We start from the raw sequence: 25,187 nt of genomic DNA, 5'->3' as shown, positions 1-25,187 counted from the left end.
TCAAGAGGTGGTGGATCGGCGTGCGGCTGACCCCTACGGAGCGCGACCGGCTGCTGCTCCGCAGCGCTGCGGAACTGGCCAGGGCCCGACGGGCCCGGGGCCTGAAGCTCAACGTCCCGGAGGCCACCGCGCTGATCGCGGACACCGTCTGCGAGGCCGCGCGCGACGGCAAACGGCTCGCGGAGGCCATCGAGGAGGCCCGCACCGTGCTGGGCCCCGGAGACGTCCTGCCGGGCGTGGCCGACGTGGTCACCGAGGTGCACGTGGAGGCCGTCTTCGACGACGGATCCCGGCTCGCGGTGGTCTCGTCGCCCATCCAGGGCGCGGTGCCGCTCGGCGACGACGCCCCCGGGGCGGTCGTCCCCGGCCCCGGCGTCCCCCAGCCCGAGCCGGTGCTGCACCTGCGCGTGCGCAACACCGCCGCCGTGCCGGTGAGCGTCACCTCCCACTTCCACTTCTTCGAGGCCAACCCGCGCCTCGACTTCGACCGCGCCGCGGCCTACGGGATGCGATTGTGCGTACCGGCGGGCTCGTCCGTACGGTTCGACCCGCACGGCGAGGGCGAGGTCGGACTCGTCCCGATCGGCGGCGACCGCGTCGCGATCGGCTTCGCGGGCCTGGTCGACGGCCCCCTCGACGCCCCCGGAGCCAAGGAAGAGGCCCTGCGCCGGGCCGCCGCCTGCGGCTATCTCGGCGTCGGTACCGACCACGCGGACGGAGACCAGGCGTGAGCAAGAAGACCCCCCACAGCGATCACTGCGCGCCGGGCAGCCGCCACATCGACCCGCACGAGTACGCCTCCGTCTTCGGCCCCCGGGCCGGGGACCGGGTGCGGCTCGGCGACTCCGGGCTCACCGTCCGGGTGGAGTCCGACGCACAGAAGCCCGGGGACGAGTTCCTGGCCGGCTTCGGCAAGACCGCCCGCGACGGCCTGCACCTGAAGGCCGCCGCCGTCCGCGAGACCTGCGACGTCGTCATCAGCAACGTCCTGGTGATCGACGCCGTCCTCGGCATCCGCAAGGTCTCCGTCGGCATCCGCGAGGGCCGCATCCACGCCATCGGCCGGGCCGGCAACCCGGACACCCTCGACGGGGTCGACGTGGTCGTCGGCACGGGTACGTCGATCGTCTCCGGCGAAGGCCTGATCGCCACCGCCGGAGCCGTGGACACCCACGTCCACCTGCTCTCCCCGCGCATCATGGAGGCCTCGCTCGCCGCGGGCGTCACCACGATCATCGGCCAGGAGTTCGGCCCGGTCTGGGGCGTCGGCGTCAACTCCCCGTGGGCGCTGAAGCACGCCTTCAACGCCTTCGACGCCTGGCCCGTCAACATCGGCTTCCTCGCCCGCGGCTCCTCCTCGGACGCCGCCCCGCTCGTCGAGGCACTCGCCGAAGGCGGCGCCTCCGGCTTCAAGGTCCACGAGGACATGGGCGCGCACACCCGCGCCCTGGACACCGCCCTGCGGGTCGCCGAGGAGTACGACGTACAGGTCGCCCTGCACAGCGACGGCCTCAACGAGTGCCTCTCCGTCGAGGACACCCTGCGCGTCCTGGACGGCCGGACCATCCACGCCTTCCACATCGAGGGCTGCGGCGGCGGACACGTCCCCAACGTGCTCAAGATGGCGGGCGTGCCGAACGTCATCGGCTCCTCGACCAACCCCACCCTGCCCTTCGGCCGGGACGCGGTCGCCGAGCACTACGGCATGATCGTCTCCGTCCACGACCTCAAGCCGGATCTCCCCGGCGACGCCGCCATGGCCCGCGACCGGATCCGCGCGGGCACCATGGGGGCCGAGGACGTCCTGCACGACCTCGGCGCGATCGGCATCACCTCCTCCGACGCCCAGGGCATGGGCCGCGCGGGCGAGACCATCCGCCGCACCTTCGCCATGGCCGCCAAGATGAAGGGCGAGCTGGGCCCGCTGGCCGGCGACGGCGAGGGCGACGACAACGCCCGCGTCCTGCGCTACATGGCCAAGCTGACCATCAACCCCGCCATCGCCCACGGCCTGGCCCACGAGATCGGCTCCATCGAGGTCGGCAAACTCGCCGACATCGTGCTGTGGCGCCCCCAGTTCTTCGGCGCCAAGCCGCAGCTGGTCCTCAAGTCCGGCTTCCCGGCGTACGGGGTCACCGGCGACCCGAACGCCGCCACCGACACCTGCGAACCGCTGGTCCTCGGCCCGCAGTTCGGCTCCTACGGGGCCACCGCCGCCGACATCTCCGTCGCCTTCGTCTCGGCCGCAGCGGCCGCCCTCGGGAGCGACGAGATGCCGACCCGCCGACGCCGGGTCGCCGTCCGCGGGACCCGCGGCATCGGCCCCAAGGACCTGCTCCTCAACTCCCGGGTGGGCGCGGTCGATGTGGACGCGCGCAGCGGCCTCGTCTCCCTCGACGGGGAACCGCTGCGCTCCGAAGCCGCCGAATCGGTCTCCCTGAACCGCCTGTACTTCTTGTAAGGACCCCCTGCCATGACTGCACAGCCCGTGAACGACGGTTTCCGGATGCCCGCCGAGTGGACCCCCCACGAGCGCACCTGGATGGCCTGGCCCAGCCCCAACCCCACCTTCACCAACGGGCAGGAGCTCGCCGAGGCCCGCGAGGCCTGGGGCGCCGTGGCCCGCGCGGTGCGTACGTACGAGCCCGTGACGCTCGTCGTCTCGCCCGGCGACGCCGAGAGCGCCCGCGCCATCGTGGGTGACGACGTCCAGCTGGTGGAGCGCGAGCTCGACGACGCCTGGATGCGCGACATCGGCCCGACCTTCGTCACCAACGACGCCGGCGAGCTCGCGGCCGTCGACTGGACCTTCAACGGCTGGGGCGCCCAGGAATGGGCCCGCTGGGAGCACGACTCGAAGATCGCCCGGCACGTCTCGGACGTGGTCGGCACCCGTACGTACAGCACCCCGCTCGTCAACGAGGGCGGCGCCATCCACGTCGACGGCGAGGGCACCGTGCTCCTCACCGACACCGTGCAGCTCGGCGAGGACCGCAACCCCGGCTGGTCCCGCCAGCAGGTCGAGGCCGAGATCCACGCCCACCTCGGCACCACCAAGGCGATCTGGCTCCCGTACGGCCTGGCCGGTGACTACGGCACCTACGGCACCCAGGGCCACGTGGACATCGTCGCCGCCTTCGCCCGCCCCGGCGTGGTCATGGTGCACACCCAGCCCGACCCGGCCCACCCGGACCACGAGCGCTGCAAGACCATCGCCGCCATCCTGCGGGCGTCCACCGACGCGCAGGGCCGGCAGCTGGAGGTCGTGGAGATCCCGGCGCCGACCGTGCTGGAGGAGGACGGGGAGTGGGTGGACTACTCCTACATCAACCACTACCTGTGCAACGGCGGTGTCGTGCTGTGCTCCTTCGACGACCCGCGCGACGAGGAGGCCGCCGAGATCTTCCGCGGACTGTTCCCCGAGCGGACCGTGACACTCGTTGACGCACGTACGATTTTCGCCGGGGGTGGCGGAATCCACTGCATCACCCAGCAGCAGCCGAAGGTCTGAGGACCGGGACCGGCAACGGAGCGACGAGGAGTGGGCCATGGCGGCGGGTGCAGTACCGGTACGGGCGGCACGCAAGAACGCGCCCCCGCGCGAGGACGTACTCGTCGCCGCCATGGCCACGATCGCCGAACGCGGCCTGGAAGGCCTGACCATGGCCGGTCTGGGCCGTGAGGTCGGCATGAGCAGCGGCCACCTCCTCTACTACTTCCGCAGCAAGGACGAGCTCCTGCTGCAGACCCTGGAGTGGAGCGAGGCGGAACTGGGCACCGAGCGGCGGGCGCTCCTCTCCCGCCGCGGCCCGGTGAGCGAGCGCCTGCGGGCGTACGTCGACCTCTACGTGCCCACGCAGCCCCGCGACCCGCACTGGACGCTGTGGCTGGAGGTCTGGAACCGCTCACAGAACGCCGGCCCCCAGGAACGCGACCGCCAGGCCGCCATCGAGGGCGCCTGGCACCGCGATCTGGTGGCGCTGCTCGCGGAGGGCATCTCGCGCGGCGAGTTCCGCCCGGTGGACCCCGACCGCGTGGCGGCCCGCATCCGGGCCCTGCTCGACGGGTTCAGCATCCAGCTGGCGGTGGGCCTGCCCTCGCTGGACCGGGAGGCGATCCTGGACCACGTACGCGAGTTCCTGACGGAGACCCTCTCCCCGTGGGAGACGCCCCGGGCACAGACCTGAGCCCGGCGCCGGCCCGGGCGGCAGCCGTCCGCCCGACCGCTGCCCGCATGCTGAGATACGTGTCCGCGGGCCGCAGGTGATATGGCAAGCTGCGGGTGTGCCTGCTCAGCTCATGATTATCGCCAGCAGCGCGCCGGTCCCCAGTGGCCGCTGAACCGCGGAAGAACTTCGCGGAAGCGGCCACCGTGCCTCGGACCCGCGCGCAGACCTCTCGCTACCCGCGAGGGGTTTTTTCGTTTCCCGGCCCATCCCTGCCGGGGCCGGACCGCGCGCGATGATGGGGGCAGTGGACCCCCGGGCATCCGGAACCACTCATCCGACAGGAGTCAGATCAGCATGACGACGACACCAGAGGCGGCAACTGTGCGCTCAGGGGACCTGGACGACAGCTTCCATGTCTTCGACACCACGCTGCGCGACGGCGCCCAGCGCGAAGGCATCAACCTCACGGTCGCCGACAAGCTCACGATCGCCCGGCACCTGGACGACTTCGGGGTGGGCTTCATCGAGGGCGGCTGGCCCGGCGCCAACCCCCGCGACACCGAGTTCTTCGCCCGCGCCCGCGCCGAGATCGACTTCAAGAACGCCCAACTGGTCGCCTTCGGCGCGACCCGCCGGGCGGGAGGCGCGGCCGCCACCGACCCGCAGGTGCGGGCCCTGCTGGAGTCCGGCGCCCCGGTGATCACACTCGTCGCCAAGTCCCACGACCGCCACGTCGAACTCGCCCTGCGCACCACCCTGGACGAGAACCTCGAGATGGTCCGGGACACGGTCTCCCACCTGGTGGCCCAGGGCCGCCGCGTCTTCGTCGACTGCGAGCACTTCTTCGACGGTTACCGGGCCAACCCCGAGTACGCGAAGTCCGTCGTACGCGCCGCCCACGAGGCCGGCGCCGACGTCGTCATCCTCTGCGACACCAACGGCGGAATGCTGCCCGCCCAGATCACCGCGACCGTCGCGACCGTCCTCGCCGACACCGGCGCCCGCCTGGGCATCCACGCCCAGGACGACACCGGCTGCGCCGTCGCCAACACCCTCGCCGCCGTGGACGCGGGCGCCACCCACGTGCAGTGCACGGCCAACGGCTACGGCGAGCGCGTCGGCAACGCGAACCTCTTCCCCGTCGTGGCCGCCCTGGAGATCAAGTACGGCCGCAAGGTGCTCCCCGAGGGCGCCCTCGCCGAGATGACCCGGATCTCGCACGCCATCGCCGAGGTCGTCAACCTCACGCCGTCCACGCACCAGCCGTACGTGGGAGTCTCCGCCTTCGCGCACAAGGCGGGCCTGCACGCTTCGGCCATCAAGGTCGACCCGGACCTCTACCAGCACATCGACCCCGAGCGGGTCGGCAACACCATGCGGATGCTGGTCTCCGACATGGCCGGCCGCGCCTCGATCGAGCTCAAGGGCAAGGAGCTCGGCGTCGAGCTGGGCGGGGACCGCGCGCTGATCTCCCGGGTCGTGGAGCGGGTCAAGGAGCGGGAGCTCAAGGGCTACACGTACGAGGCCGCCGACGCCTCCTTCGAGCTGCTGCTGCGCGCCGAGGCCGAGGGCCGGGCCCGCAAGTACTTCCGCATCGAGTCCTGGCGGGCGATCGTCGAGGACCGTCCGGACGGCACCCACGCCAACGAGGCCACGGTCAAGCTGAGGGCCAAGGGCGAGCGGATCGTCGCGACGGCCGAGGGCAACGGCCCGGTCAACGCGCTGGACCGGGCCCTAAGGGTGGCCCTGGAGCGGTTCTACCCGCAGCTCGCGAAATTCGAGCTCGTCGACTACAAGGTCCGCATCCTGGAGGGCACGCACGGCACGGAGTCCACGACCCGCGTGCTGATCGCCACGACGGACGGCGTCCGGGAGTGGTCCACGGTCGGCGTGGCCCAGAACGTGATCGCCGCGTCCTGGCAGGCCCTGGAGGACGCCTTCACGTACGGCCTCCTGCACGCGGGCGTGGAACCGGCCGAGTAGTCCCCTGGTCAGGGCCCGGACCGGGGCTTATGTCCTGCTCACACAGGAAAGTGCCGGTTCGGGTAGCGTCATGGATATGAGGACCAGGCTGATGTCCGTACGCGTTGGATCGCTGCTTGCCGGTCTGCTGCTGGCCCTGTCGGCGACCGCCCTCGTGGCCGCCCCGCAGGCGTCGGCGGACACCGGGGTCGCAGCCGTGGGGGAGGCCCTCAAGGAGGGGCCCGTCTACGTCGATCCCCGGGCCGAGGCGCAGCTGCCGAAGGCCGAGGCCGACGCGCTCGCGAAGAAGATCAAGGACTCCGGGAAGCCGGTGTTCGTCGCCGTGCTGCCCGCGACGGGCGAGTTCCCCGCCGACAAGGTGCTCGGCGCCGTCCGGGCCGAGACCGGCATCACCGGGCTCTACGCGATCCGGCTCGGCGACGGCTTCAACGCCGGAGCCGACAAGGCGGTCATGCCGGCGAACGCCGTACGCAACCTCACCGACGCGGTGAAGGTGGGGGCGCCCGACGCGGCGACCCAGCTCGACAACTTCGTCGACCAGGCGCTGAGCCAGGCCAAGGGTGGCGCCCCGGCCTCCTGGGGCAGCACCGGCGCGGACGCCGGTGCCCCGGTCGGCGGGCTGATCACCCTCGCCGCGGTGGCCGCGGTCGGCGGCGGTGGCGCGTACGCGCTGGTCCGCCGCAACCGGAAGAAGAAGGAAGAGACCCGGCGCGAGGCCATCGAGCGGCTGAGCGTGGTCGTGGACGAGGACATCACGGCCTTCGGCGAGGAACTCGACCGCCTCGACTTCCACCCCGGCGAGCCCGGCGCGGACGACGCCATGCGCAAGGACTACGAGCAGGGGCTCGACTCGTACGAGAAGGCCAAGCAGATCATGGCCTCGGTTCGGTACCCCGAAGAGGTCAAGGGCGTCACGCAGGCCCTGGAGGACGGCCGCTTCGCGCTGGCCAGCCTGGACGCGCGCCGTCAGGGCAGGCCGCTCCCCGAGCGGCGCTCGCCCTGCTTCTTCGACCCGCGCCACGGGCCCAGCGACGAGGACGCCTCCTGGGCTCCGGCCGGCGGGGCCTCCCGTACCGTGCCGGTCTGCACGGCGGACGCCGTCCGGCTGCGGGACGGCCTGGACCCGGCGGTCCGTACGGTCGACACGGCGCACGGGCCGCGGCCGTACTACGACGCCGGCCCGGCGTACGGTCCCTGGGCCGGCGGCTACTTCGGCGGAGGCATCCTGCCCGGTCTGCTCGTGGGCACGATGCTCGGTTCGATGATGTCCAGCCCCGCCTACGCCTCGGACTTCGGCGGTGGCATGGGCAACGGCTACGAGGGCGGGGACATCTCCGGGGCCGACTTCAACCCGTCCGACTTCGGCGGCGGGGACTTCGGCGGCGGTGGCGGATTCGACGGCGGGGGCGGCTTCTAGCCGCCCCCGAAGGATCCGCGGTTGCGCTGGTCAGCCGATCAGGCCTGCTTGATGGCCGAGATGTCGAAGCTCAGCTTCACCTTGTCGCTGACCATCACACCGCCGGCCTCCAGCGCGGCGTTCCAGGTCAGGCCCCAGTCGGAGCGCAGGATCTCGGCGGAGCCCTCGAAGCCGACGCGCTCGTTGCCGTACACGTCGGTGGCGGAGCCGGCGAACTCCAGGTCGATGGAGAGCGGCCGCGTGACGTCCTTGATCGTCAGCTCGCCGGTGATGCGGTACGCGTCGCCGCCGAGCTGGGCCGCCCGCGTGGAGCGGAAGGTCATCAGCGGGAAGAGCTCGGCGTCGAAGAAGTCGCTGCCCAGCAGGTGGGCGTCGCGGTCGCCGATGCCGGTGTTGACCGAACCGATCGTCACGTCGATGGAGGCGGTGGAGCGGGCCGGGTCGCTGCCGTCCAGGTGCAGGCTGCCCTCGAACGCGTCGAAGCTGCCGCGGACGTTGGTGACCATGGCGTGACGGACGGTGAAGCCGATGCTGCTGTGGGAGGCGTCGATGACGTAGTCGCCGGTGAGGGCGGCGAGGGCCGGGTCCACCGCCAGATCGGCGGTCGCGGTGGCGGTGTCCTGGCTACGGCGGGTGAAGAGACCCATGATGTGCTCCTTGGTAGTGCGCCGAGAGATTCTGTTGAATCTTCAACGACTTCAACGGGAATGACGCTAGACCCATTCCGTTCAAATTTCAACATCTGGGCGGGGTGTCAGGCAGTTTTGTGGAAGCACCACAAAGGACGTAGGTCCCGTCTGGCGGAGTCCTTGCATCCACCGGCCGTACTGTGCGGGCCGGACAGCGGAAGACTCCCGAGACTGTGCGGAATGAACGGAGGTTTTTCATCGCGATCTTCGTAAGGTCGGTACATGACCGTTGTGGACCAGACCCCGAGCGAGCCGACGGACGCCCGTGGGCGCGTGGCCGAGCTGCACTCCCTGCGCGAGCAGGCGCGGCGCGGCCCCAGTGATCGCGCGACCGAGACCCAGCACGCCAAGGGCAAGCTGACCGCCCGCGAGCGCATCGCGCTGCTCCTCGACGAAGGTTCCTTCAAGGAGGTCGAGCAGCTCCGCCGCCACCGCGCGACCGGCTTCGGCCTGGAGGGCAAGAAGCCCTACACCGACGGTGTCATCACCGGCTGGGGCACGGTCGAGGGCCGCACGGTCTTCGTCTACGCCCACGACTTCCGCATCTTCGGCGGCGCCCTGGGCGAGGCCCACGCCACGAAGATCCACAAGATCATGGACATGGCCATCGCGGCCGGTGCCCCGCTGGTCTCCCTGAACGACGGTGCCGGCGCCCGCATCCAGGAGGGCGTCTCCGCCCTCGCCGGTTACGGCGGCATCTTCCAGCGCAACACCAAGGCCTCGGGCGTCATCCCGCAGATCTCGGTCATGCTGGGCCCCTGCGCCGGTGGCGCCGCCTACTCCCCGGCCCTCACGGACTTCGTGTTCATGGTCCGGGACACCTCGCAGATGTTCATCACCGGCCCGGACGTGGTCCGCGCGGTGACCGGCGAGGAGATCACCCAGAACGGCCTCGGCGGCGCGGACGTGCACGCCGAGACCTCGGGCGTCGCGCACTTCGCGTACGACGACGAGGAGACCTGCATCTCCGAGGTCCGCTACCTCATCTCGATGCTGCCCTCCAACAACCGCGAGAACCCGCCCGTCCACGAGACGAGCGACCCGGCGGACCGCCGCTCCGAGGTCCTCCTCGACCTGGTGCCCGCCGACGGCAACCGCCCGTACGACATGCTCAAGGTCATCGAGGAGCTCGTCGACGAGGGCGACGTCCTGGAGATCCACGAGCGCTGGGCCCGCAACATCATCTGTGCCCTGGCCCGGATGGACGGCCAGGTGGTCGGCATCGTCGCCAACCAGCCCGGCCACCTCGCCGGCGTCCTGGACATCCATGCCTCGGAGAAGGCCGCGCGCTTCGTCCAGCTGTGCGACGCCTTCAACATCCCGATCATCACCCTGCTGGACGTCCCCGGCTTCCTGCCGGGCGTCGACCAGGAGCACGGCGGCATCATCCGCCACGGCGCCAAGCTGCTGTACGCGTACTGCAACGCCACCGTCCCGCGGATCTCGCTGATCCTGCGCAAGGCCTACGGCGGCGCGTACATCGTCATGGACTCCCAGTCCATCGGCGCCGACATCACCTACGCCTGGCCCACCAACGAGATCGCCGTGATGGGCGCCGAGGGTGCCGCCAACGTCATCTTCCGCAAGCAGATCGCGGACGCCGAGGACCCCGAGGCCATGCGCGTGCGCATGGTCAAGGAGTACAAGGCCGAGCTGATGCACCCGTACTACGCGGCCGAGCGCGGCCTCGTCGACGACGTCATCGACCCCGCCGAGACCCGCGAGACCCTCGTGGCCGCCCTCGCGATGCTCCGCAACAAGCACGCCGACCTGCCGTCCCGCAAGCACGGCAACCCGCCGCAGTAAGGAGACCAGCCACCGATGAGCACCGACACTCTTCTGCGCGTCGAAAAGGGCAACGCCGAGCCCGAGGAGCTGGCCGCGATCACCGCGATCCTGCTCGCCCGCGCCGCCGCCACCCCCGAGACCGCAGGCATCCCGCGCTCCCAGGCCGGCTGGCGCCGCCTGGAGCGCACCCCGGGCTTCCGCGCCCCGCACAGCTGGCAGGGCTGAGCTCCGAGTTCGACGCAAGGCCCCGTACCCTCCCCGAGGGTGCGGGGCCTTCCGCGTACCCGGGTACGGAGCCCGCACGGGGGCCGTACGGGGCCGTACGGAGCTCACGGCGAAGGCCCCCGCGTCAGGGACGCGGGGGCCTTCGGTGTACGGGCGGGGCAGCCGCTACCGCAGGCGGGCCATGAGGGCGTGCTCGACCAGGGTGATGAGCGCGCTCTTGGCGTCCGCGCGGTGGCGGGCGTCGGTGGTGATGATCGGGGCGTCCGGGCCGATCTGCAGGGCCTCGCGGACTTCCTCCGGGGTGTAGGCCTGGTTCCCGTCGAAGCCGTTGAGGGCCACGACGAACGGCAGGCCGCTGTTCTCGAAGTAGTCGACGGCGGGGAAGCAGTCGGCGAGGCGGCGCGTGTCCACGAGCACGACGGCGCCGATGGCGCCGCGGACGAGGTCGTCCCACATGAACCAGAAGCGGTCCTGGCCCGGCGTACCGAAGAGGTACAGGATCAGGTCCTGGTCCAGGGTGATGCGGCCGAAGTCCATGGCGACCGTGGTGGTCGTCTTGTCACCGGTGTGGGTGAGGTCGTCGATGCCCGCCGAGGCGGAGGTCATGACGGCTTCGGTGCGCAGCGGGTTGATCTCGGAAACGGCTCCGACGAACGTGGTCTTGCCCACGCCGAAACCGCCCGCCACCACGATCTTCGCGGAGGTGGTGGAGCGGGCGGGAGCCGCTCCGCCGTTAGAGCTTGCGAAGTCCACTGAGCACCCTTTCGAGCAGTGTCACATCTGGCTGGCCGCCGGCAGACTCGTCGCCGCCGGGCTGGTGAATGGCGACAAGGCCCGCTTCCGCCAGGTCGGCGACGAGGATGCGGGCGACACCAAGAGGAATGGAGAGGAGTGCCGAGATCTCCGCGACGGATTTGATCTCCTGGCACAGACGGCAGATGCGCTGGTGCTCGGGCAACTGCCCTTGCAGTCGCGCGGGGTCGGCCGTGGTACTGACCAGCGCCTCGATGGCGAGCTGGTAGCGCGGCCGAGTACGGCCGCCGGTCATCGCGTACGGGCGCACCAGCGGGTTGTGGGCCTTCGGAGCCGGCTGCCGCATGGCGCGCGAAGGCTGCTGCGGAGGCATGTAGGGCTGCTGGGGCTGTTGGGGCTGGCCGTACGGCTGCTGCTGGTACGGGTTGTGCTCCGGCATGGGCCGACTTGGAGCAGAGGGAAAGTTGAAGCGGTTCTGGTCGTGCTGCCCACCCTGCGGCTGCTGGGCGCCGCCATAAGGATGACCTCCGGGTGTTGTCACGTTTCCTCCTCCGACTCCAACTACGCGGTACTCCCTGTGGAACCGCGCCACCGCACCCTATGGTGCGATGGCGCGAAACGCACTGCCTGTCTGCTAGTTGAGAAGACTTCCCTGCAGCTCGGCGCGCAGGTCCGGGGTGAGGACACTGCCCGCGCGATCCACCAGAAGGGCCATCTCGTAGCCGACGAGGCCGATGTCGCACTCGGGGTGCGCGAGCACCGCGAGCGAGGATCCGTCCGAGACGGACATGAGGAAGAGGAATCCCCGGTCCATCTCGACCACGGTCTGGTTGACGGCGCCACCCTCGAAGATGCGGGAGGCTCCGGCGGTCAGCGAGGTCAGACCGGAGGCCACGGCCGCCAGCTGATCGGCGCGGTCGCGCGGAAACCCGTCGGACATCGCCAGAAGGAGTCCGTCGGCGGAGACCACCACGGTGTGGGACACCCCAGGGGTGTTGTCCACGAAGTTGGTGATCAACCAGTTCAGGTTCTGTGCCGCCTGGCTCATCGGGCTCACACTAACGCTCCTGGTCATAGCTGTTACTTGACTGCTCAGAACCCGCGCTGCGTCCCTGCTGGACACCGCGCCGCAGGTTGCTCAACCTGCCGCGGACGTCCTCCGGTGCGCGGGAGACCTGGGGGCCGCCCTGCGGGGTCGTCTCCGCCGCGCCCTCGACCAGGTTGGCCTTGGGCACACGCCGAGGGAGACCGGACGGGGTGACCCCGCCCGCCTTCGGCTCACGGAGTTTGCCGGCCTGCTGCCAGCGCTCGTCGTTGCGCGAGCGCCACGCCGCCGTGCCTTCCGTCTCCTCCGGGGCCCGCTCCGCCTCAGCGGGCTGCTGCTGACGCTGCGGCCGCTGCTCGAAGAGGGATCCGGAGGACTCCGCTTCCTGCCGTGCCGGCTGCCACTGCTGCTGGCTGCCGCGGCGCGGCAGGCCCGCTCCGGTCATCTGGTGACCGGTGTCGGCAGCGGCGCCCGGACGGTCGAAGCCTACGCGCTCCGGGGCGGGTTCGGGTACGGCGGGGGATTCCGATTCGGTCCCGTAATCCTGCTGGTAAGCAGCCGGATACGTGTTCTGCTCGGGCCACTCGGCCTGCTGCGACCGGGAATCGTAGCCACCGTCGTAATCCTGGGTGTTCTGCTGACGGTCCTCGTATCCGGCTTCCGGATAGGCGTAGCCCTGCTGCGGGTAGTCCTCGTACCCCTGCCGGCCCTGCTGCGCCTGCGGTGCCTCGTACGAGCCGTCGTAGCCCTGCTCGGGCTGCTGCTCGTAGCCCTGGTACGGCTGGTAGCCGTGTTCAGGCTGGGGTTCCGGATACTCCTGGGCAGCGTGGTCCGCGTACTGCTGGTCCTCGCCCTGCGGGTAGCCGACCTGAGCCTCCAGGGCGGCACGCCGCTCCTCGCGTCCGAGGGACCGCCCGACCGGGTCGATATCGCGGGCGTCGCCGCCCTGCTGGTCGTAGCGGGAGTCGTCGAACCCGAGCTCGGCGGCCGTGCGCAGCGGCGGCGCCAGCTGTGCCTGCTGCTGCTGCGGGATCATCGAGGAGACCGTGAAGTCGTCGTCCGGAATGCCCTCTCCACCGCCACCGTGGGTGATGGCGTCGGGGAGCATGATGAGCGAGGTGGTGCCGGCCGCTTCGCCCGAAGGGCGCAGCTGGACGCGGATGCTGTGGCGGTCCGCCAGCCGGCCGACCACGAACAGACCCATGCGCTGCGAGATCGCGGCGTCCACGGTCGGCGGGTTGGCCAGCTTGTGGTTGATGTCCGCGAAGTCCTCGGCGGTCAGGCCGATGCCCTTGTCGTGGATCTCGACCATCACGCGGCCGTCGGGCAGACGCGTGGCGGTGACGCGGACCTTGGTCTGCGGGGAGGAGAACGTGGTGGCGTTCTCCAGCAGCTCGGCGAGCAGGTGCACGAGGTCGGTCACGGCCTGGCCGTGGATCTCGGCTTCGGAGACACCGGAGAGCTCGATGCGCTCGTACTGCTCCACCTCGGAGGAGGCGGCGCGCAGGACGTCGACGAGGGGGACCGGCTGGTCCCAGCGGCGGCCCGGGTTCTCACCCGCGAGGATGAGGAGGTTCTCGCCGTTGCGGCGCATACGGGTGGCCAGGTGGTCCAGGCGGAAGAGGTTCTCCAGCTGGTCCGGGTCCGCCTCGTTGTTCTCCAGGTCGGTGATGAGGGTCAGCTGGCCCTCGATCAGCGACTGGTTGCGCATGGAGAGGTTGGTGAAGATCGCGTTGACGTTCCCTCGCAGGAGCGCCTGCTCGGCGGCGAGCCGGACCGCTTCCCGGTGGACCTGGTCGAAGGCGCGTGCGACCTCGCCGATCTCGTCCTGGGAGTCGATGGGGATCGGGTGGACACGGGTGTCCACCTTGCCCGGGTCGGTGCGCGAGAGCTGGTCGACGAGCATCGGCAGGCGCTGCTCGGCGATGTCGAAGGCCGCGGAGCGCAGCTGGCGCATCGCGCGGCCCATCTGGCGGGCCATGAGACCGGCCAGGATGAACGCGGCGAGCAGGGACACGACCACGATGGCGCCGTTGGTGATGGCGTCGCCGCGGGCCTCGTCGGAGACCGCGACGGCGTCCTTGATGGCGTTGTCGAGGAGTTCCTTCTCGATCTCGTCGTAGCCGTCGAACTTCGCGGTGGCGGCGGCCTGCCAGGCCATGGGCGTGGTGCCTGCGGCGGCCAGCTTGGTCTTGTCCTGGCCGCTGGCTATCGCCTCGGTCATTCCGGTCAGCACCGACTTGTTGGCGCCACCCTGGGGCGGGGGCACGAAGCGGACGCCGGCCTGCTCGGCCTTGGCCTTGGCCTCGGCGAGCTTGGCGGCTCCCTCGTCGGACTTCTTCTGCATGACCTGCTTGAGGCGGTTCACGTCCTCCTCGGTGCCGGCCGCGACGTACTCGCCCTGGGCGATTTCCTCGAGGTAGGCGTACGAGGAGAAGGCGACGAGCTGGCTCTTGCGGATCTCCTCGTTCGTGCTCGGACGGACCAGCAGGTGGGTACCGACGGAGCGCTGCAGCGAGTTCGCCGCCTTGGCCAGCTGGATCGCGTAGACCATGCGGCCGTACGAGGTCACGTTGCCGGTGCCGAGGCCGAGCTCGTTGGCGAACTGCATGAGGTAGTGCTGGACCAGTACGTAGCCCTCTTCGGTCGGGATCGGGCCCGGCGCGCTGGGGAGGTTCTTCTTCGCGGTCTCGGCCGCGGCGACGTACGCGGTCTCGCGGACCTTCTTGAGCGTGGGCTCCTCCGCGCGGAAGAGATCCAGTCGCCGCTCCAGGCCCTGGTTCTTCGGCATGTCCAGGACGGCCGTGTCGAACTTCGCCTTGGCCGAGTCGGTCGTGCCGCGGACCTTGGTGACGACCTCGCTGTTCGGGTTGCCGCTCAGCAGCGGCTCGGCCGTGAGGTCGCGCTCGTTGAGCAGGGCCTGGCTGTATTCCGAGGCGGCCTGGACGACCCTGGCTATCTTCTCGGCGTCCTTGGCCTCGTTCCAGGTGTCGACGGAGCCCTTCACCTGGAAGCCGCCCATGACCAGACCGACGAGGGCCGGCACGAGCAGGATCGCGTTCAGACGGGTCGGCACGCGCCAGTTGCGGGGCGAGAACCTGCTGCTGCTCCCGCCGCTCACGGGTGGCTCCACGGGCATGTCGACAGGCGACGCGGCCGCTCGCGGCGGCGGGGTGAAGTTGCCGCGTGCGGGTTCATCCGCAGGGCTCGTGTTACTTCGCCTCACTCGACCAACAACCTCTCGGCGGTGCTACTAGCTAGTTCGTTGAATTCCAGCACGGTTAACGGCCGTGTTCCAAACAGTTGAAACCGGCCATACCCAGAGACGTATGCCCCACATAAAACGGACATAAAGAGCTTCCTGCGGCAAAAATAGGGGGAGTTGTGCGCGTAGCGGCACCAACCGAACGCACCCCGTGGCCAACTGGCGGCAATTGTCTGTCGAAACGTTATGAACCAGAAGGGCGGGCCGTGTCGTATGACACAGCCCGCCCTTCTCCTCGTTGTGAAGAACCCGTGTTGCTTGAGTGGTGCCACTTGAGCCGCGGGACCGAAGTCGTGTTACTTGAGTCGGGCCATGAGGGCGTGCTCGACGAGAGTGATGAGCGCGCTCTTGGCGTCCGCGCGGTGGCGGGCGTCGGTGGTGATGATCGGGGCGTCCGGGCCGATCTGCAGGGCCTCGCGGACTTCCTCCGGAGTGTACGGCTGGTACCCCTCGAAGCCATTGAGGGCCACCACGAACGGCAGGCCGCTGTTCTCGAAGTAGTCGACCGCGGGGAAGCAGTCGGCCAGCCGGCGGGTGTCGACCAGGACGATCGCCCCGATGGCGCCGCGGACGAGGTCGTCCCACATGAACCAGAAGCGGTCCTGGCCCGGCGTACCGAAGAGGTACAGGATCAGGTCCTGGTCCAGGGTGATGCGGCCGAAGTCCATCGCGACGGTCGTCGTCGTCTTGTCACCGGTGTGCGTGAGGTCGTCGATGCCCGCCGAGGCGGAGGTCATGACGGCTTCGGTGCGCAGCGGGTTGATCTCGGAAACGGCTCCGACGAACGTGGTCTTGCCCACGCCGAAACCGCCCGCCACCACGATCTTCGCGGAGGTGGTGGAGCGAGGAGCCGCTCCGCCGTTAGAGCTTGCGAAGTCCACTGAGCACCCTTTCGAGCAGCGTGACGTCCGGCGTGCCGCCGGCCTCTCCATTGCCCGGCTGGTGGATGGCCACCATTCCGGCCTCCGCCAGGTCGGCGACGAGGATCCGGGCGACACCGAGCGGCATCGACAGCAGTGCGGAGACCTCCGCGACCGACTTGACCTCGCGGCACAGCGTGCAGATGCGCTGGTGCTCCGGGAGCAGGCCGGACAGGTGCATCGGATCGGCCGTGGTGCTGACCAGGGCTTCGATCGCGAGCTGGTAGCGGGGCCGGGTCCGGCCGCCGGTCATCGCGTACGGACGCACCAGCGGCTGGTCGCCATCCGAGTACGAATCTCCGTACGCATCGGGGTAGGCGGGGGGCGGGGTCATTGATCCTCCGGGCTGGACAGCAGTGGTCAGCGTGCCGTCTGACGGGGCGGCCGGTGGGGGGAAGGTATGACGGCCTGGCGGTGGTACTGGGTTCCGGGGCGAGTGCCTCGGTCCCCCGGCCGTTAGTACCGTCCGGCCGGGAGAGGGGGAGTCAGATGAGCAGGCTTCCCTGCAGTTCCGCACGCAGGTCCGGAGTGAGGACGCTGCCGGCACGGTCCACGAGGAGGGCCATCTCGTAGCCTACGAGGCCGATGTCGCACTCGGGGTGCGCCAGTACGGCCAGCGAGGAGCCGTCCGAGACGGACATGAGGAAGAGGAATCCCCGGTCCATCTCGACCACGGTCTGGTTGACGGCGCCGCCCTCGAAGATGCGGGAGGCTCCGGCGGTCAGCGAGGTCAGACCGGAGGCCACGGCCGCCAGCTGATCGGCGCGGTCGCGGGGGAATCCTTCGGACATCGCCAGAAGGAGTCCGTCGGCGGAGACCACCACGGTGTGGGACACCCCAGGGGTGTTGTCCACGAAGTTGGTGATCAACCAGTTCAGGTTCTGTGCCGCCTGGCTCATCGAACTCAACTATCGCTCCTGCTGGTAAGTGGGGTCGATGTGGTAACTGCCGGTCGCCGGGCCGCTGTTGCCGGCCTGACGACCCTGCTGGATACCGCGCCTGAGGTTGGTCAGACGGCCACGGACGTCGTCCGGCGCCCGCGAGACCTGCGGACCGGCCTGCGCGTCGGCCTGCTGCTGCGCGGTGCCGGCCACGAGGTTCGCCCGCGGGACCCGGCGGGGCAGCCCCGAAGTGGTGATCCCGCCGGCGGCGGGCTGGCGCACGCGCTCGGCCTGCCGCATCAGCTCGTCGTTCGGCGAGGACCGCCAGCTGACGGTCGGCATGGCGCCGGTCGCCGCGGCGGCCGGGTCGGCCGCCTGCTCCTGGCCGCGCTGCGGCAGCGGCTGCTGCTGCGGAGCCGGGGCGGACTGCTGCGGCTGCTGGCCCTGCTGGGGTATCGCCGTGCCCGGTGCCTGCGCGCCGGGCTGCTGCCCTTCCTCGCGGAACCAGTTCGACTCCAGGGTGTCGAAGATCGGGCTGCGGGCGTCGCCGGAGCTCTGCGCCGGGGGCAGCGCCTCGGGCCGGTGGCCCTGCGGCAGGCCGGGGGCCTCCGGGCGCTGCGGCGCTGCGTAGTTGCCGCCCTGCTGCGGAGCCTGCGGCTGCTGGTACTGCTGCGGGGCCTGGGGCTGCTGGGGGCCCTGGGGCTGACGGGCGAAGCCGCCGACACCGGGGCCGCCGGGCCGCTGGGGCTGGTAGCCAGGACGCTCGAACTGTCCGGTGCTGGACGGGTCCACGGGGCCGCGTACGTCCGGACGCTCGAACTGTCCGGTCGTGCTGTTGCCGCCGGGGTTCGCCTGGGGCATCGGGGCGTTGAAGTCCGGGCGGGCGAACTCGGCCGTCGAGCCGGGGCCCGAGAGCTCGTCGTGGCCACGGGCCTGGTCGGCGCCCCAGCTGGTGGTCTGCGGACCGGGGAGCTCGGGCCGGGCAGCGCCACCGCGCGGCGGCAGCTGCGGCCGGGCACCGCGCGAGGCCGGAGCCGCGGGAGCGGCCGGCTGCTGCTGCGGAGCCTGTGCCTGCGACTGCTGCTGGGGCTGCTGGGGCTGCTGGGGCTGCTGCGGACGCTCGAAGCCGTTGCCCTGCGGGAAGCCGGGCTGAGCGGACGCCCCGCGGAGCGGCCGCCGGACGGGCCTGCGGACCACGACCCGCCAGCGGCGCGCCGGAGCCGAAGCCGGCCTGGCCCTGCCCGTTGGTGGTCGGACCCTGCTGCGGGCGGGCGCCGGAAGGACCCGGGCCGCCCTGCTGCGGGGACCAACCGCTCGGGGAACCCTGCTGGTTCTGCGCGCCCTGCGGACGCTGCTGGCCAGGGGCGCCGTCGCGGCCGGGCAGGGCGGCACGCTGACCGCCCGAGGCGACCTGGCCGCGCTGCGGAGCCGCGCCGACCGGGGGACGGGAGGCCGCACCGGGCACGGAAGCCTGCCCGCCGGGGCCGCCCTGAACGCCGCCGGGGCCGCCCTGGGGACCTTGGCCACCGGGCTTCTTGCCGCCCTGGGCGACGTCCACCGGCAGCATGACGAGGGCCGTCGTACCGCCCGAGTCGGAGGGGCGCAGCTGGATGCGGATGCCGTGTCGCAGGGACAGGCGGCCGACCACGAACAGGCCCATGCGGCGGGAGACGGAGACGTCCACGGTCGGCGGCGACGCGAGCCGCTCGTTGATCGCGGCGAGGTCCTCGGGGGAGAGGCCGATACCGGTGTCGTGGATCTCGACGAGCACGCGGCCGTCGGGCAGCGCGTGACCGGTGACCTTGACCTTGGTCTGCGGGGAGGAGAACGAGGTGGCGTTCTCCAGCAGCTCGGCGAGGAGGTGCACGAGGTCGTTGACGACGCGGCCGGCGACATCGGTGCCGGGCACCGCCGCCAGCTCGATGCGCTCGTACTGCTCCACCTCGGACGCGGCGGCGCGGAGCACGTCGACGAGCGGGACGGGGCGGGTCCACCGGCGGCCCGGCTCCTCGCCCGCGAGGACGAGGAGGTTTTCGCCGTTACGGCGCATGCGGGTCGCGAGGTGGTCGAGCTTGAAGAGCGAGGACAGCTGGTCCGGGTCGGCCTCGCGCGACTCCAGCTCGGAGATGAGCGAGAGCTGACGCTGGATGAGGCCCTGCGAACGGCGCGAGAGGTTGGTGAACATCGCGTTGACGTTGCCCCGGAGGAGGGCCTGCTCGGCGGCGAGGCGGACGGCCTCGCGGTGCACGTCGTCGAAGGCCGCGGCCACCTGGCCGATCTCGTCGCGGGTGTGCAGACCGACCGACTCCACGGACGTGTCCACGTCCTGCGGGTCGGACTCGGACAGCTGCTTGACGAGCTCGGGGAGGCGGTCCTGGGCGACGCGGGTCGCGGTGTCCTGGAGGCGGCGCAGCGAGCGGATCATCGAGCGGGCCATGACGAAGGCGCCGACGAGGGAGACACCGAGGACGAGGAGGATCAGGGCACCGTTGATGATGGCGTCCTGCTGCGACTCGTTCTTGAGCTCGCGGGCCTTCTGCTCCATGTCCTCGAGCAGGGTCAGCTCGATGACCTTCATCGCCTGGAGCTTGGTGCCGTCGGCGTCGTACCAGTCCATCCAGGACCGGTACTGCGTCTCCTTGCCGAACTGCCCACTGGTGCTCAGCACGCGGCGGGCGTAGTGGTCGGCCTTGCCGATCTCGGGGTTGCCGTCGCCGAGCGCCGCGAGGAGCTCCTCGGGCTTGCCCTGGTAGACGAGTTCGAAGGTCTTCTTCGACTGCTGCTCGCCCTTGAGCGCGGAGAGACCGTACAGACGGTCGTTCTCCTTGAGCTCACCCGGCTTCTCGGCGTTGTCGGGGAGGGAGGCGGCGATGATCGCGCGCTGGACGGAGGCGTACTCCTTGGCGGCGGAGAAGGCCGCCAGGGCGCGCGTACGCTTGATCATCTCCGGGCTGGAGGTGGCCTGCGCCATGTCCTGGGAGAGCGAGAGCAGCGAGACGATCAGGCTGTTGTACTCGGTGACCGTCTGCTGGGCACCGTTGGCGTACGCCTTGCTGCGGATCTCTTCGATGTTGGTGAGCTGGCGGCCGATCTGCAGGATGTTGTTGCGGATCGACTTGAGCGTCTCGTCCTTGTCCTCCGTGTTGTCGACCTTGTCGGTCGCAGCGGCGAAGGCCTTGGCGGAGGCGTCGGTCTGCTCACGGACGCCCGCGACGAGGGTGTTGGGCTTGCCGGACTTGTCGACGGACAGCGGACCCGCTGACTTGTCGCGCTCCTCCTGGAGCGCGGCGGCCAGGTTGGTGGCCTGCCGGGTCATCATCGTCAGCAGCTGCATGTGCTCCAGCTGCGCGATGTCGTTGAGCGAGTCGTTGATACGGACGCCACCGAGCGTGGTGGCGGCGACGACGGGCAGGGTCAGCAGCGACACGAGTCGCGTGCTGATGCGCCAGTTCTGCATGGCGAGGCGAGAACCGGGCCCACTGGGGGCCTTCGGTATCGCCACGTCCTGCTCGACCGCCCCGGCCTTGGGCCTGGGCTTGATGGACTTACCCCGGCCCTTCGCCTTCACCCTGGCCAAGGCGTCGGGGCCTGCGCCGTCGACAGCCGGCCCGCGGTTCTGGGCGTGCTGGGGCGAGGAGCCACGGTCGGTCCCGCCGCGCGGCTCCTGCTCCGCCGCAGCGCTGTCCCTCTTGAATCGTCCCTGCACTAGCGTCGCAACCTCTGGACCAGGCGTCCCGCCGGGCGACCGGTGGGACGGTGTCGAGTCGTGGAGCACTAACGGCCCCATGGTGGTCGTCGGTGACCGGCGCGTCTCCCTCTCCTTGCCGCCGCGCTCGGCGCTGAGTCGCGCCACCTGCGCGCCGACTGTTCCCGCGGCGGTCCCGCGAATTCCAGCACAGTGGCGGATCTCCAACAAGGTGCGGGGACCAGCCCGGAGAGTCGGTCACGGTTCGTGACGAATGGACTACGGGATGTGGGACCGCTTTCAGGAGAAACCGGACTTACACCATGCAAACACGGTGACTGGCAAGGTGTCCCAGTCGAGATGATCAGGAGCGGAATGGCGCATTCAGTGGCGCAATGCCCGTTTTGCGGTGCAGAATTGACTGTCCATTATGTCGGTAATGCCTGGTGACTGGTGAGCAAACTCACACAGCCGTGGCCATTACTTCTCGGTTCGGCGGGGGATTCGGATGTTTAGCCTTACCCCTTAAAGGGTTGGCGCCAGGGTTGGCGCGTGCCACAACCGACATCCAAAGATCGAACCGAGGACCCCGAACCCCGATGAAGACGACGACGATGTTCCGCAACATAGCCAACCCCCGCCGCACCACCCTCGCGCACCTCAAGGACGCCGAGGACCTGCAGGCGGCCCCGGCCACCCCGGAGCACTCCGTCGAGCTGCCGACGCAGACCGCCAACCCCCGGCGCACGATCCTGATGGACGCGCCCGTGGCCGCCGCCGCGCAGTAGCCCCCGGCAAAAGAGGGCGAAGCGCCCGTGCCGGCCGCGTTAGCCTGGGTCCGCAGACTCCAGCCAGCGGACATATAGAGGGGCAGACGCAACACGTGCGCATCGCCAGGTTCTCGATCGACGGCAATGTCGCCTTCGGCGTGGTCGAGGGCGATGTCGCCCCCGGCGCCGAAGGGGAGCTCGTCCTCGACATCATCAAGGGCATCCCGTTCGCGGACTTCGAGCTCTCCGGCACGAAGGTCCCGCTGAGCAAGGTGCGCCTGCTGCCGCCCGTGCTCCCGAACAAGGTCGTGGCCATCGGCCGCAACTACGCGGAGCACGCGGCGGAGCTCGGCAACGCGGTCCCGGAAACCCCCATCACCTTCTTCAAGCCCTCCACCTCGGTGGTCGGCCCGGGTGACCCGATCGCGTACCCCTCCTTCTCCCAGGACCTCCACCACGAGGCGGAGCTCGCCGTGGTCATCGGCCGCATGTGCCGAGAGGTCCCCAAGGAGCGGGTCAAGGACGTCATCCTGGGCTACACCTGCGCCAACGACGTCACCGCGCGCGACGTCCAGCAGCGCGAGAAGCAGTGGGCCCGGGCCAAGGGCTTCGACAGCTCCTGCCCCCTCGGTCCCTGGATCGAGACCGACCTGGACCCGAGCGACCTCACCATCCAGTGCACGGTCAACGGCGAACAGCGCCAGCTCGGCCGCACCAGCGACATGGTCCGCTCCATCGAGGACCTGATCGTCCACATCACCGAGGCCATGACGCTGCTCCCGGGCGACGTCATCCTCACGGGGACCCCGGCCGGAGTCGGCCCCCTCAACGTCGGCGACGAGGTCGCCGTCACCATCGAAGGCATCGGCACTCTCACCAACAAGGTGATCAAGCGTGGCTAACGCGACCCCCCGCGTCCGTTTCTGTCCGTCCCCGACCGGCAACCCCCACGTGGGCCTGGTCCGCACGGCCCTCTTCAACTGGGCGTTCGCCCGCCACCACGGCGGTACGTTCGTCTTCCGCATCGAGGACACCGACGCGGCCCGCGACTCCGAGGAGTCCTACGGCCAGCTGCTCGACTCGCTGCGCTGGCTCGGCTTCACCTGGGACGAGGGTCCCGAGGTCGGCGGCCCGCACGCCCCGTACCGCCAGTCCGAGCGCATGGACATCTACAAGGACGTCGCGCAGAAGCTCCTGGACGGCGGGTACGCGTACCACTGCTACTGCACCACCGAGGAGCTCGACGCGCGCCGCGCGGCCGCCCGCGCCGCCGGCAAGCCCTCCGGCTACGACGGCCACTGCCGCGAGCTCACCACCGTGCAGGTCGAGGCGTACCAGGGCGAGCACCGCAGCTCGATCGTCCGCTTCCGGATGCCCGACGAGACCATCACCTTCACGGACCTGGTCCGCGGCGAGCTGTCCTTCACCCCCGAGAACGTGCCGGACTTCGGCATCGTCCGGGCCAACGGCGCCCCGCTGTACACGCTGGTCAACCCGGTGGACGACGCGCTGATGGAGATCACGCACGTGCTGCGCGGCGAGGACCTCCTGTCCTCGACCCCCCGCCAGATCGCGCTCTACAAGGCGCTCATCGAGCTGGGCGTCGCCAACGGGACCCCCGAGTTCGGCCACCTGCCGTACGTCATGGGCGAGGGCAACAAGAAGCTCTCCAAGCGCGACCCCGAGGCCTCGCTCAACCTGTACCGCGAGCGCGGCTTCCTCCCCGAGGGCCTGCTGAACTACCTCTCGCTCCTCGGCTGGTCGTTCTCCAAGGACCAGGACATCTTCACCATCGAGGAGATGGTGGCGAAGTTCGACATCCCGGACGTGAACGCCAACCCGGCGCGCTTCGACCTGAAGAAGGCCGAGGCGATCAACGCCGACCACATCCGCCTGCTGGACCCGAAGGCCTTCGCGGACGCCTGCGCCCCGTGGCTGGGGGCCCCGCACGCCAACTGGGAGCCCGAGGACTTCGACGCCGAGGCCTGGGAGCGCATCGCGCCGTACGCCCAGACCCGGGTGACCGTCCTGTCGGACATCACCGCCAACGTCGACTTCCTGTTCCGCAAGGAGCCGGTCGAGGACCAGGCCTCGTGGGACAAGGCGATGAAGGGCGAGCCGGCGGCTCTCCTGACCACCGCCCGCGCCAACCTGGAAACGGCCGACTGGAGCGACCCCGAGTCCCTCAAGCAGGCCGTCCTGACCGCGGGCGAGGCCCACGGCCTCAAGCTCGGCAAGGCCCAGGCCCCGGTCCGCGTGGCGGTCACCGGCCGCACGGTCGGCCTGCCGCTCTTCGAGTCCCTGGAGATCCTGGGCAAGGAGCGCTCGCTGTCCCGGATCGACGCGACCCTGGCCAAGCTCGCCGGCTAGCCGCTCCGGAACGAAGACCAGGCCCGGACCCCTAGGCGGATGCCAGGGGTCCGGGCCTGAAGTCTGCAGATCGGTGTTCGCCTTGCACGCCACATCGGCTTGCGCCGTCGCGGTTTCCTCGGCGGTCACCGGACCTCGACGGCCTGCGGGTGCCGGTTTCCGTGTCCTCGGGACACGGTCGCGGGGGCTTCGCATACTTGGGGGTATGGCCATCCGAGCGATCCTGTGGGACATCGACGACACCCTCTTCGACTACACGGGGGCCGACGCCGCCGGGCTCTCGCGGAAGCTCGAGGAGGAGCGGATCGCCGGGCGGTACGGGACCCCCGCGCAGGCGCTCGCGCTGTGGCGGGAGATCACCGACCGGCACTGGGCGCGCTTCGCGGCCGGCGAGGGCACCTTCCAGGGGCAGCGCCGGGAGCGGGTACGGGAGTTCCTCGGGGAGCCCGGCATGAGCGCGGAGGCGGCCGACGCCTGGCTGGAGCGGTACATCGAGCACTACAAGGACGCCTGGACCGTCTTCCCCGACGTGGTGCCCGCGCTGGACGCCCTCGCCGAGGACTACCGGCACGGGGTGCTCTCCAACTCCTCCACCGCCAACCAGGACCCCAAGCTGCGCGACCTCGGGCTGCGCGACCGCTTCGAGGTGCTGGTCTGCGCCGTGGAGCTCGGCATCAGCAAGCCCGAGGCCGGCGCGTTCCTCGCCGCGTGCGAGGCGCTGGGGCTGCCGCCGGGGGAGGTGGCGTACGTCGGGGACCAGCCGGAGATCGACGCGCGCGGGGCGCGCGACGCCGGGCTGCTCGCCATCTGGCTGGACCGCGACGGGGGCCGCGGGGACGGGCCCGACGGCGTGCACCGCATCGCCGGCCTTGGCCAGCTCCCGGAGCTGCTGGCTGGGGATACCCGTTTTGGAGCACGGTCAGGCATCCGGTAATGTTCTTTCTGCGCCGCCGGAGCGGGCCGAAAGGCCGGACGGAGGCGCCACCCAAAGAAAAGGCCCCGCAGGGGGTTGACTTTTGGTGGGGTATAGTGTAATTGGCAACACGAGGGTTTCTGGTTCCCTTATTCTAGGTTCGAGTCCTGGTACCCCAGCGCAGTGCAGCAGTAACGCAGTGCTTTGCCCCCGTTGTGTAGCGGCCTAGCACGCCGCCCTCTCAAGGCGGTAGCGCCGGTTCGAATCCGGTCGGGGGTACAGATCCTTCCCGCGAGATCTCCTGGGTCGCACCC

Annotated in this window: 20 protein-coding genes, 2 tRNA genes and 1 pseudogene; 14 read left to right on the top strand and 9 right to left on the bottom strand. The window is 70.4% G+C overall.

Going from position 1 to position 25,187, the window contains the following annotated elements; translation table 11 throughout:
- The first annotated feature begins 20 nt into the window (after window positions 1-20).
- The 6 genes from ureA (at window position 21) to OHA89_RS12175 (ending at window position 7,569) form a co-directional block, all read left to right on the top strand.
- Window positions 21-731: an urease subunit gamma gene (gene ureA / locus OHA89_RS12200; RefSeq protein ID WP_406366145.1), complete on the top strand. Its 711-nt coding sequence runs from the start codon at window positions 21-23 to the stop codon at window positions 729-731.
- Window positions 728-2,461, top strand: a complete 1,734-nt coding sequence (locus tag OHA89_RS12195; RefSeq protein WP_266614783.1) for an urease subunit alpha — start codon at window positions 728-730, stop codon at window positions 2,459-2,461. The genes ureA and OHA89_RS12195 overlap by 4 nt, the downstream gene beginning before the upstream one ends.
- Window positions 2,462-2,473: 12 nt before the next feature.
- Complete coding sequence (locus OHA89_RS12190) at window positions 2,474-3,511, top strand: agmatine/peptidylarginine deiminase (RefSeq protein ID WP_266614782.1); 1,038 nt, start codon at window positions 2,474-2,476, stop codon at window positions 3,509-3,511.
- A 37-nt stretch (window positions 3,512-3,548) separates the two neighbouring features.
- A complete protein-coding gene (locus tag OHA89_RS12185; protein WP_266614780.1) occupies window positions 3,549-4,187 on the top strand; it encodes a TetR/AcrR family transcriptional regulator in 639 nt (212 codons plus the stop codon).
- Between the two features lie 336 nt (window positions 4,188-4,523).
- Window positions 4,524-6,152: a citramalate synthase gene (gene cimA, locus OHA89_RS12180; RefSeq protein WP_257554014.1), complete on the top strand. Its 1,629-nt coding sequence runs from the start codon at window positions 4,524-4,526 to the stop codon at window positions 6,150-6,152.
- 76 nt (window positions 6,153-6,228) lie between these two features.
- Window positions 6,229-7,569, top strand: a complete 1,341-nt coding sequence (locus tag OHA89_RS12175) for a hypothetical protein (RefSeq protein ID WP_266614777.1) — start codon at window positions 6,229-6,231, stop codon at window positions 7,567-7,569.
- Between the two features lie 38 nt (window positions 7,570-7,607).
- On the opposite strand, the gene OHA89_RS12170 is transcribed toward OHA89_RS12175, so the two are convergent.
- Window positions 7,608-8,216, bottom strand: coding sequence for a YceI family protein (locus tag OHA89_RS12170; RefSeq protein WP_266614775.1), 609 nt, complete (start codon window positions 8,214-8,216; stop codon window positions 7,608-7,610).
- Window positions 8,217-8,480: 264 nt separating this feature from the next.
- Here OHA89_RS12170 and OHA89_RS12165 point away from each other — a divergent pair, with 264 nt between their 5' ends.
- Together OHA89_RS12165 and OHA89_RS12160 are read left to right on the top strand one after the other, a co-directional pair.
- Window positions 8,481-10,064 carry an acyl-CoA carboxylase subunit beta gene (locus tag OHA89_RS12165; protein ID WP_215149811.1) on the top strand — a complete coding sequence of 528 codons (1,584 nt, stop codon included), beginning with the start codon at window positions 8,481-8,483 and terminating at the stop codon, window positions 10,062-10,064.
- A gap of 15 nt (window positions 10,065-10,079) precedes the next feature.
- The gene (locus tag OHA89_RS12160; protein WP_215149810.1) at window positions 10,080-10,271 is read left to right on the top strand and encodes an acyl-CoA carboxylase subunit epsilon; all 192 of its coding nucleotides are present in this window, start codon (window positions 10,080-10,082) and stop codon (window positions 10,269-10,271) included.
- A gap of 165 nt (window positions 10,272-10,436) precedes the next feature.
- Here the strand turns inward: OHA89_RS12160 and OHA89_RS12155 are convergent, their stop codons facing one another.
- From OHA89_RS12155 to OHA89_RS12120, 8 genes and pseudogenes are all read right to left on the bottom strand, one after another.
- A complete protein-coding gene (locus OHA89_RS12155; protein WP_215149809.1) occupies window positions 10,437-11,024 on the bottom strand; it encodes an ATP/GTP-binding protein in 588 nt (195 codons plus the stop codon).
- A complete protein-coding gene (locus tag OHA89_RS12150) occupies window positions 11,005-11,565 on the bottom strand; it encodes a DUF742 domain-containing protein (protein WP_257554011.1) in 561 nt (186 codons plus the stop codon). Before OHA89_RS12150 ends, OHA89_RS12155 begins: the two co-directional genes overlap by 20 nt.
- Window positions 11,566-11,658: 93 nt before the next feature.
- Complete coding sequence (locus OHA89_RS12145; RefSeq protein ID WP_030037347.1) at window positions 11,659-12,072, bottom strand: roadblock/LC7 domain-containing protein; 414 nt, start codon at window positions 12,070-12,072, stop codon at window positions 11,659-11,661.
- Between the two features lie 10 nt (window positions 12,073-12,082).
- Window positions 12,083-15,295 carry a nitrate- and nitrite sensing domain-containing protein gene (locus tag OHA89_RS12140; protein ID WP_266614772.1) on the bottom strand — a complete coding sequence of 1,071 codons (3,213 nt, stop codon included), beginning with the start codon at window positions 15,293-15,295 and terminating at the stop codon, window positions 12,083-12,085.
- A 335-nt stretch (window positions 15,296-15,630) separates the two neighbouring features.
- Window positions 15,631-16,215 (bottom strand): ATP/GTP-binding protein, encoded by a 585-nt coding sequence (locus tag OHA89_RS12135; RefSeq protein WP_073776607.1) that lies wholly within the window; start codon window positions 16,213-16,215, stop codon window positions 15,631-15,633.
- Window positions 16,196-16,588: a DUF742 domain-containing protein gene (locus OHA89_RS12130; RefSeq protein WP_215149806.1), complete on the bottom strand. Its 393-nt coding sequence runs from the start codon at window positions 16,586-16,588 to the stop codon at window positions 16,196-16,198. The genes OHA89_RS12135 and OHA89_RS12130 overlap by 20 nt, the downstream gene beginning before the upstream one ends.
- A gap of 151 nt (window positions 16,589-16,739) precedes the next feature.
- Window positions 16,740-17,153, bottom strand: a complete 414-nt coding sequence (locus OHA89_RS12125) for a roadblock/LC7 domain-containing protein (protein WP_008739864.1) — start codon at window positions 17,151-17,153, stop codon at window positions 16,740-16,742.
- A 9-nt stretch (window positions 17,154-17,162) separates the two neighbouring features.
- Window positions 17,163-20,841 (bottom strand): annotated as a pseudogene (locus tag OHA89_RS12120) (nitrate- and nitrite sensing domain-containing protein).
- A 578-nt stretch (window positions 20,842-21,419) separates the two neighbouring features.
- Between OHA89_RS12120 and OHA89_RS12115 the strand changes: the two are divergent.
- From OHA89_RS12115 to OHA89_RS12090, 6 genes are all read left to right on the top strand, one after another.
- Window positions 21,420-21,608, top strand: coding sequence for a hypothetical protein (locus OHA89_RS12115; RefSeq protein WP_215149804.1), 189 nt, complete (start codon window positions 21,420-21,422; stop codon window positions 21,606-21,608).
- A 95-nt stretch (window positions 21,609-21,703) separates the two neighbouring features.
- Window positions 21,704-22,492: a fumarylacetoacetate hydrolase family protein gene (locus OHA89_RS12110; RefSeq protein WP_266614766.1), complete on the top strand. Its 789-nt coding sequence runs from the start codon at window positions 21,704-21,706 to the stop codon at window positions 22,490-22,492.
- Window positions 22,485-23,960 (top strand): glutamate--tRNA ligase, encoded by a 1,476-nt coding sequence (gene gltX / locus OHA89_RS12105; protein ID WP_215149802.1) that lies wholly within the window; start codon window positions 22,485-22,487, stop codon window positions 23,958-23,960. Before OHA89_RS12110 ends, gltX begins: the two co-directional genes overlap by 8 nt.
- Window positions 23,961-24,165: 205 nt before the next feature.
- Complete coding sequence (locus tag OHA89_RS12100; RefSeq protein WP_266614764.1) at window positions 24,166-24,894, top strand: HAD family hydrolase; 729 nt, start codon at window positions 24,166-24,168, stop codon at window positions 24,892-24,894.
- An 86-nt stretch (window positions 24,895-24,980) separates the two neighbouring features.
- Window positions 24,981-25,052, top strand: a tRNA-Gln gene (locus OHA89_RS12095).
- A gap of 27 nt (window positions 25,053-25,079) precedes the next feature.
- A tRNA-Glu gene (locus OHA89_RS12090) sits at window positions 25,080-25,152 on the top strand.
- Window positions 25,153-25,187 lie beyond the last annotated feature (35 nt).

The organism is Streptomyces sp. NBC_01546 (assembly GCF_045208355.1).
In the GTDB taxonomy this organism is placed as follows: Bacteria; Actinomycetota; Actinomycetes; order Streptomycetales; family Streptomycetaceae; genus Streptomyces.
The sequence above is the reverse complement of the archived record's forward strand: the minus strand, read 5'-3'. Positions and strand labels throughout refer to the sequence as shown.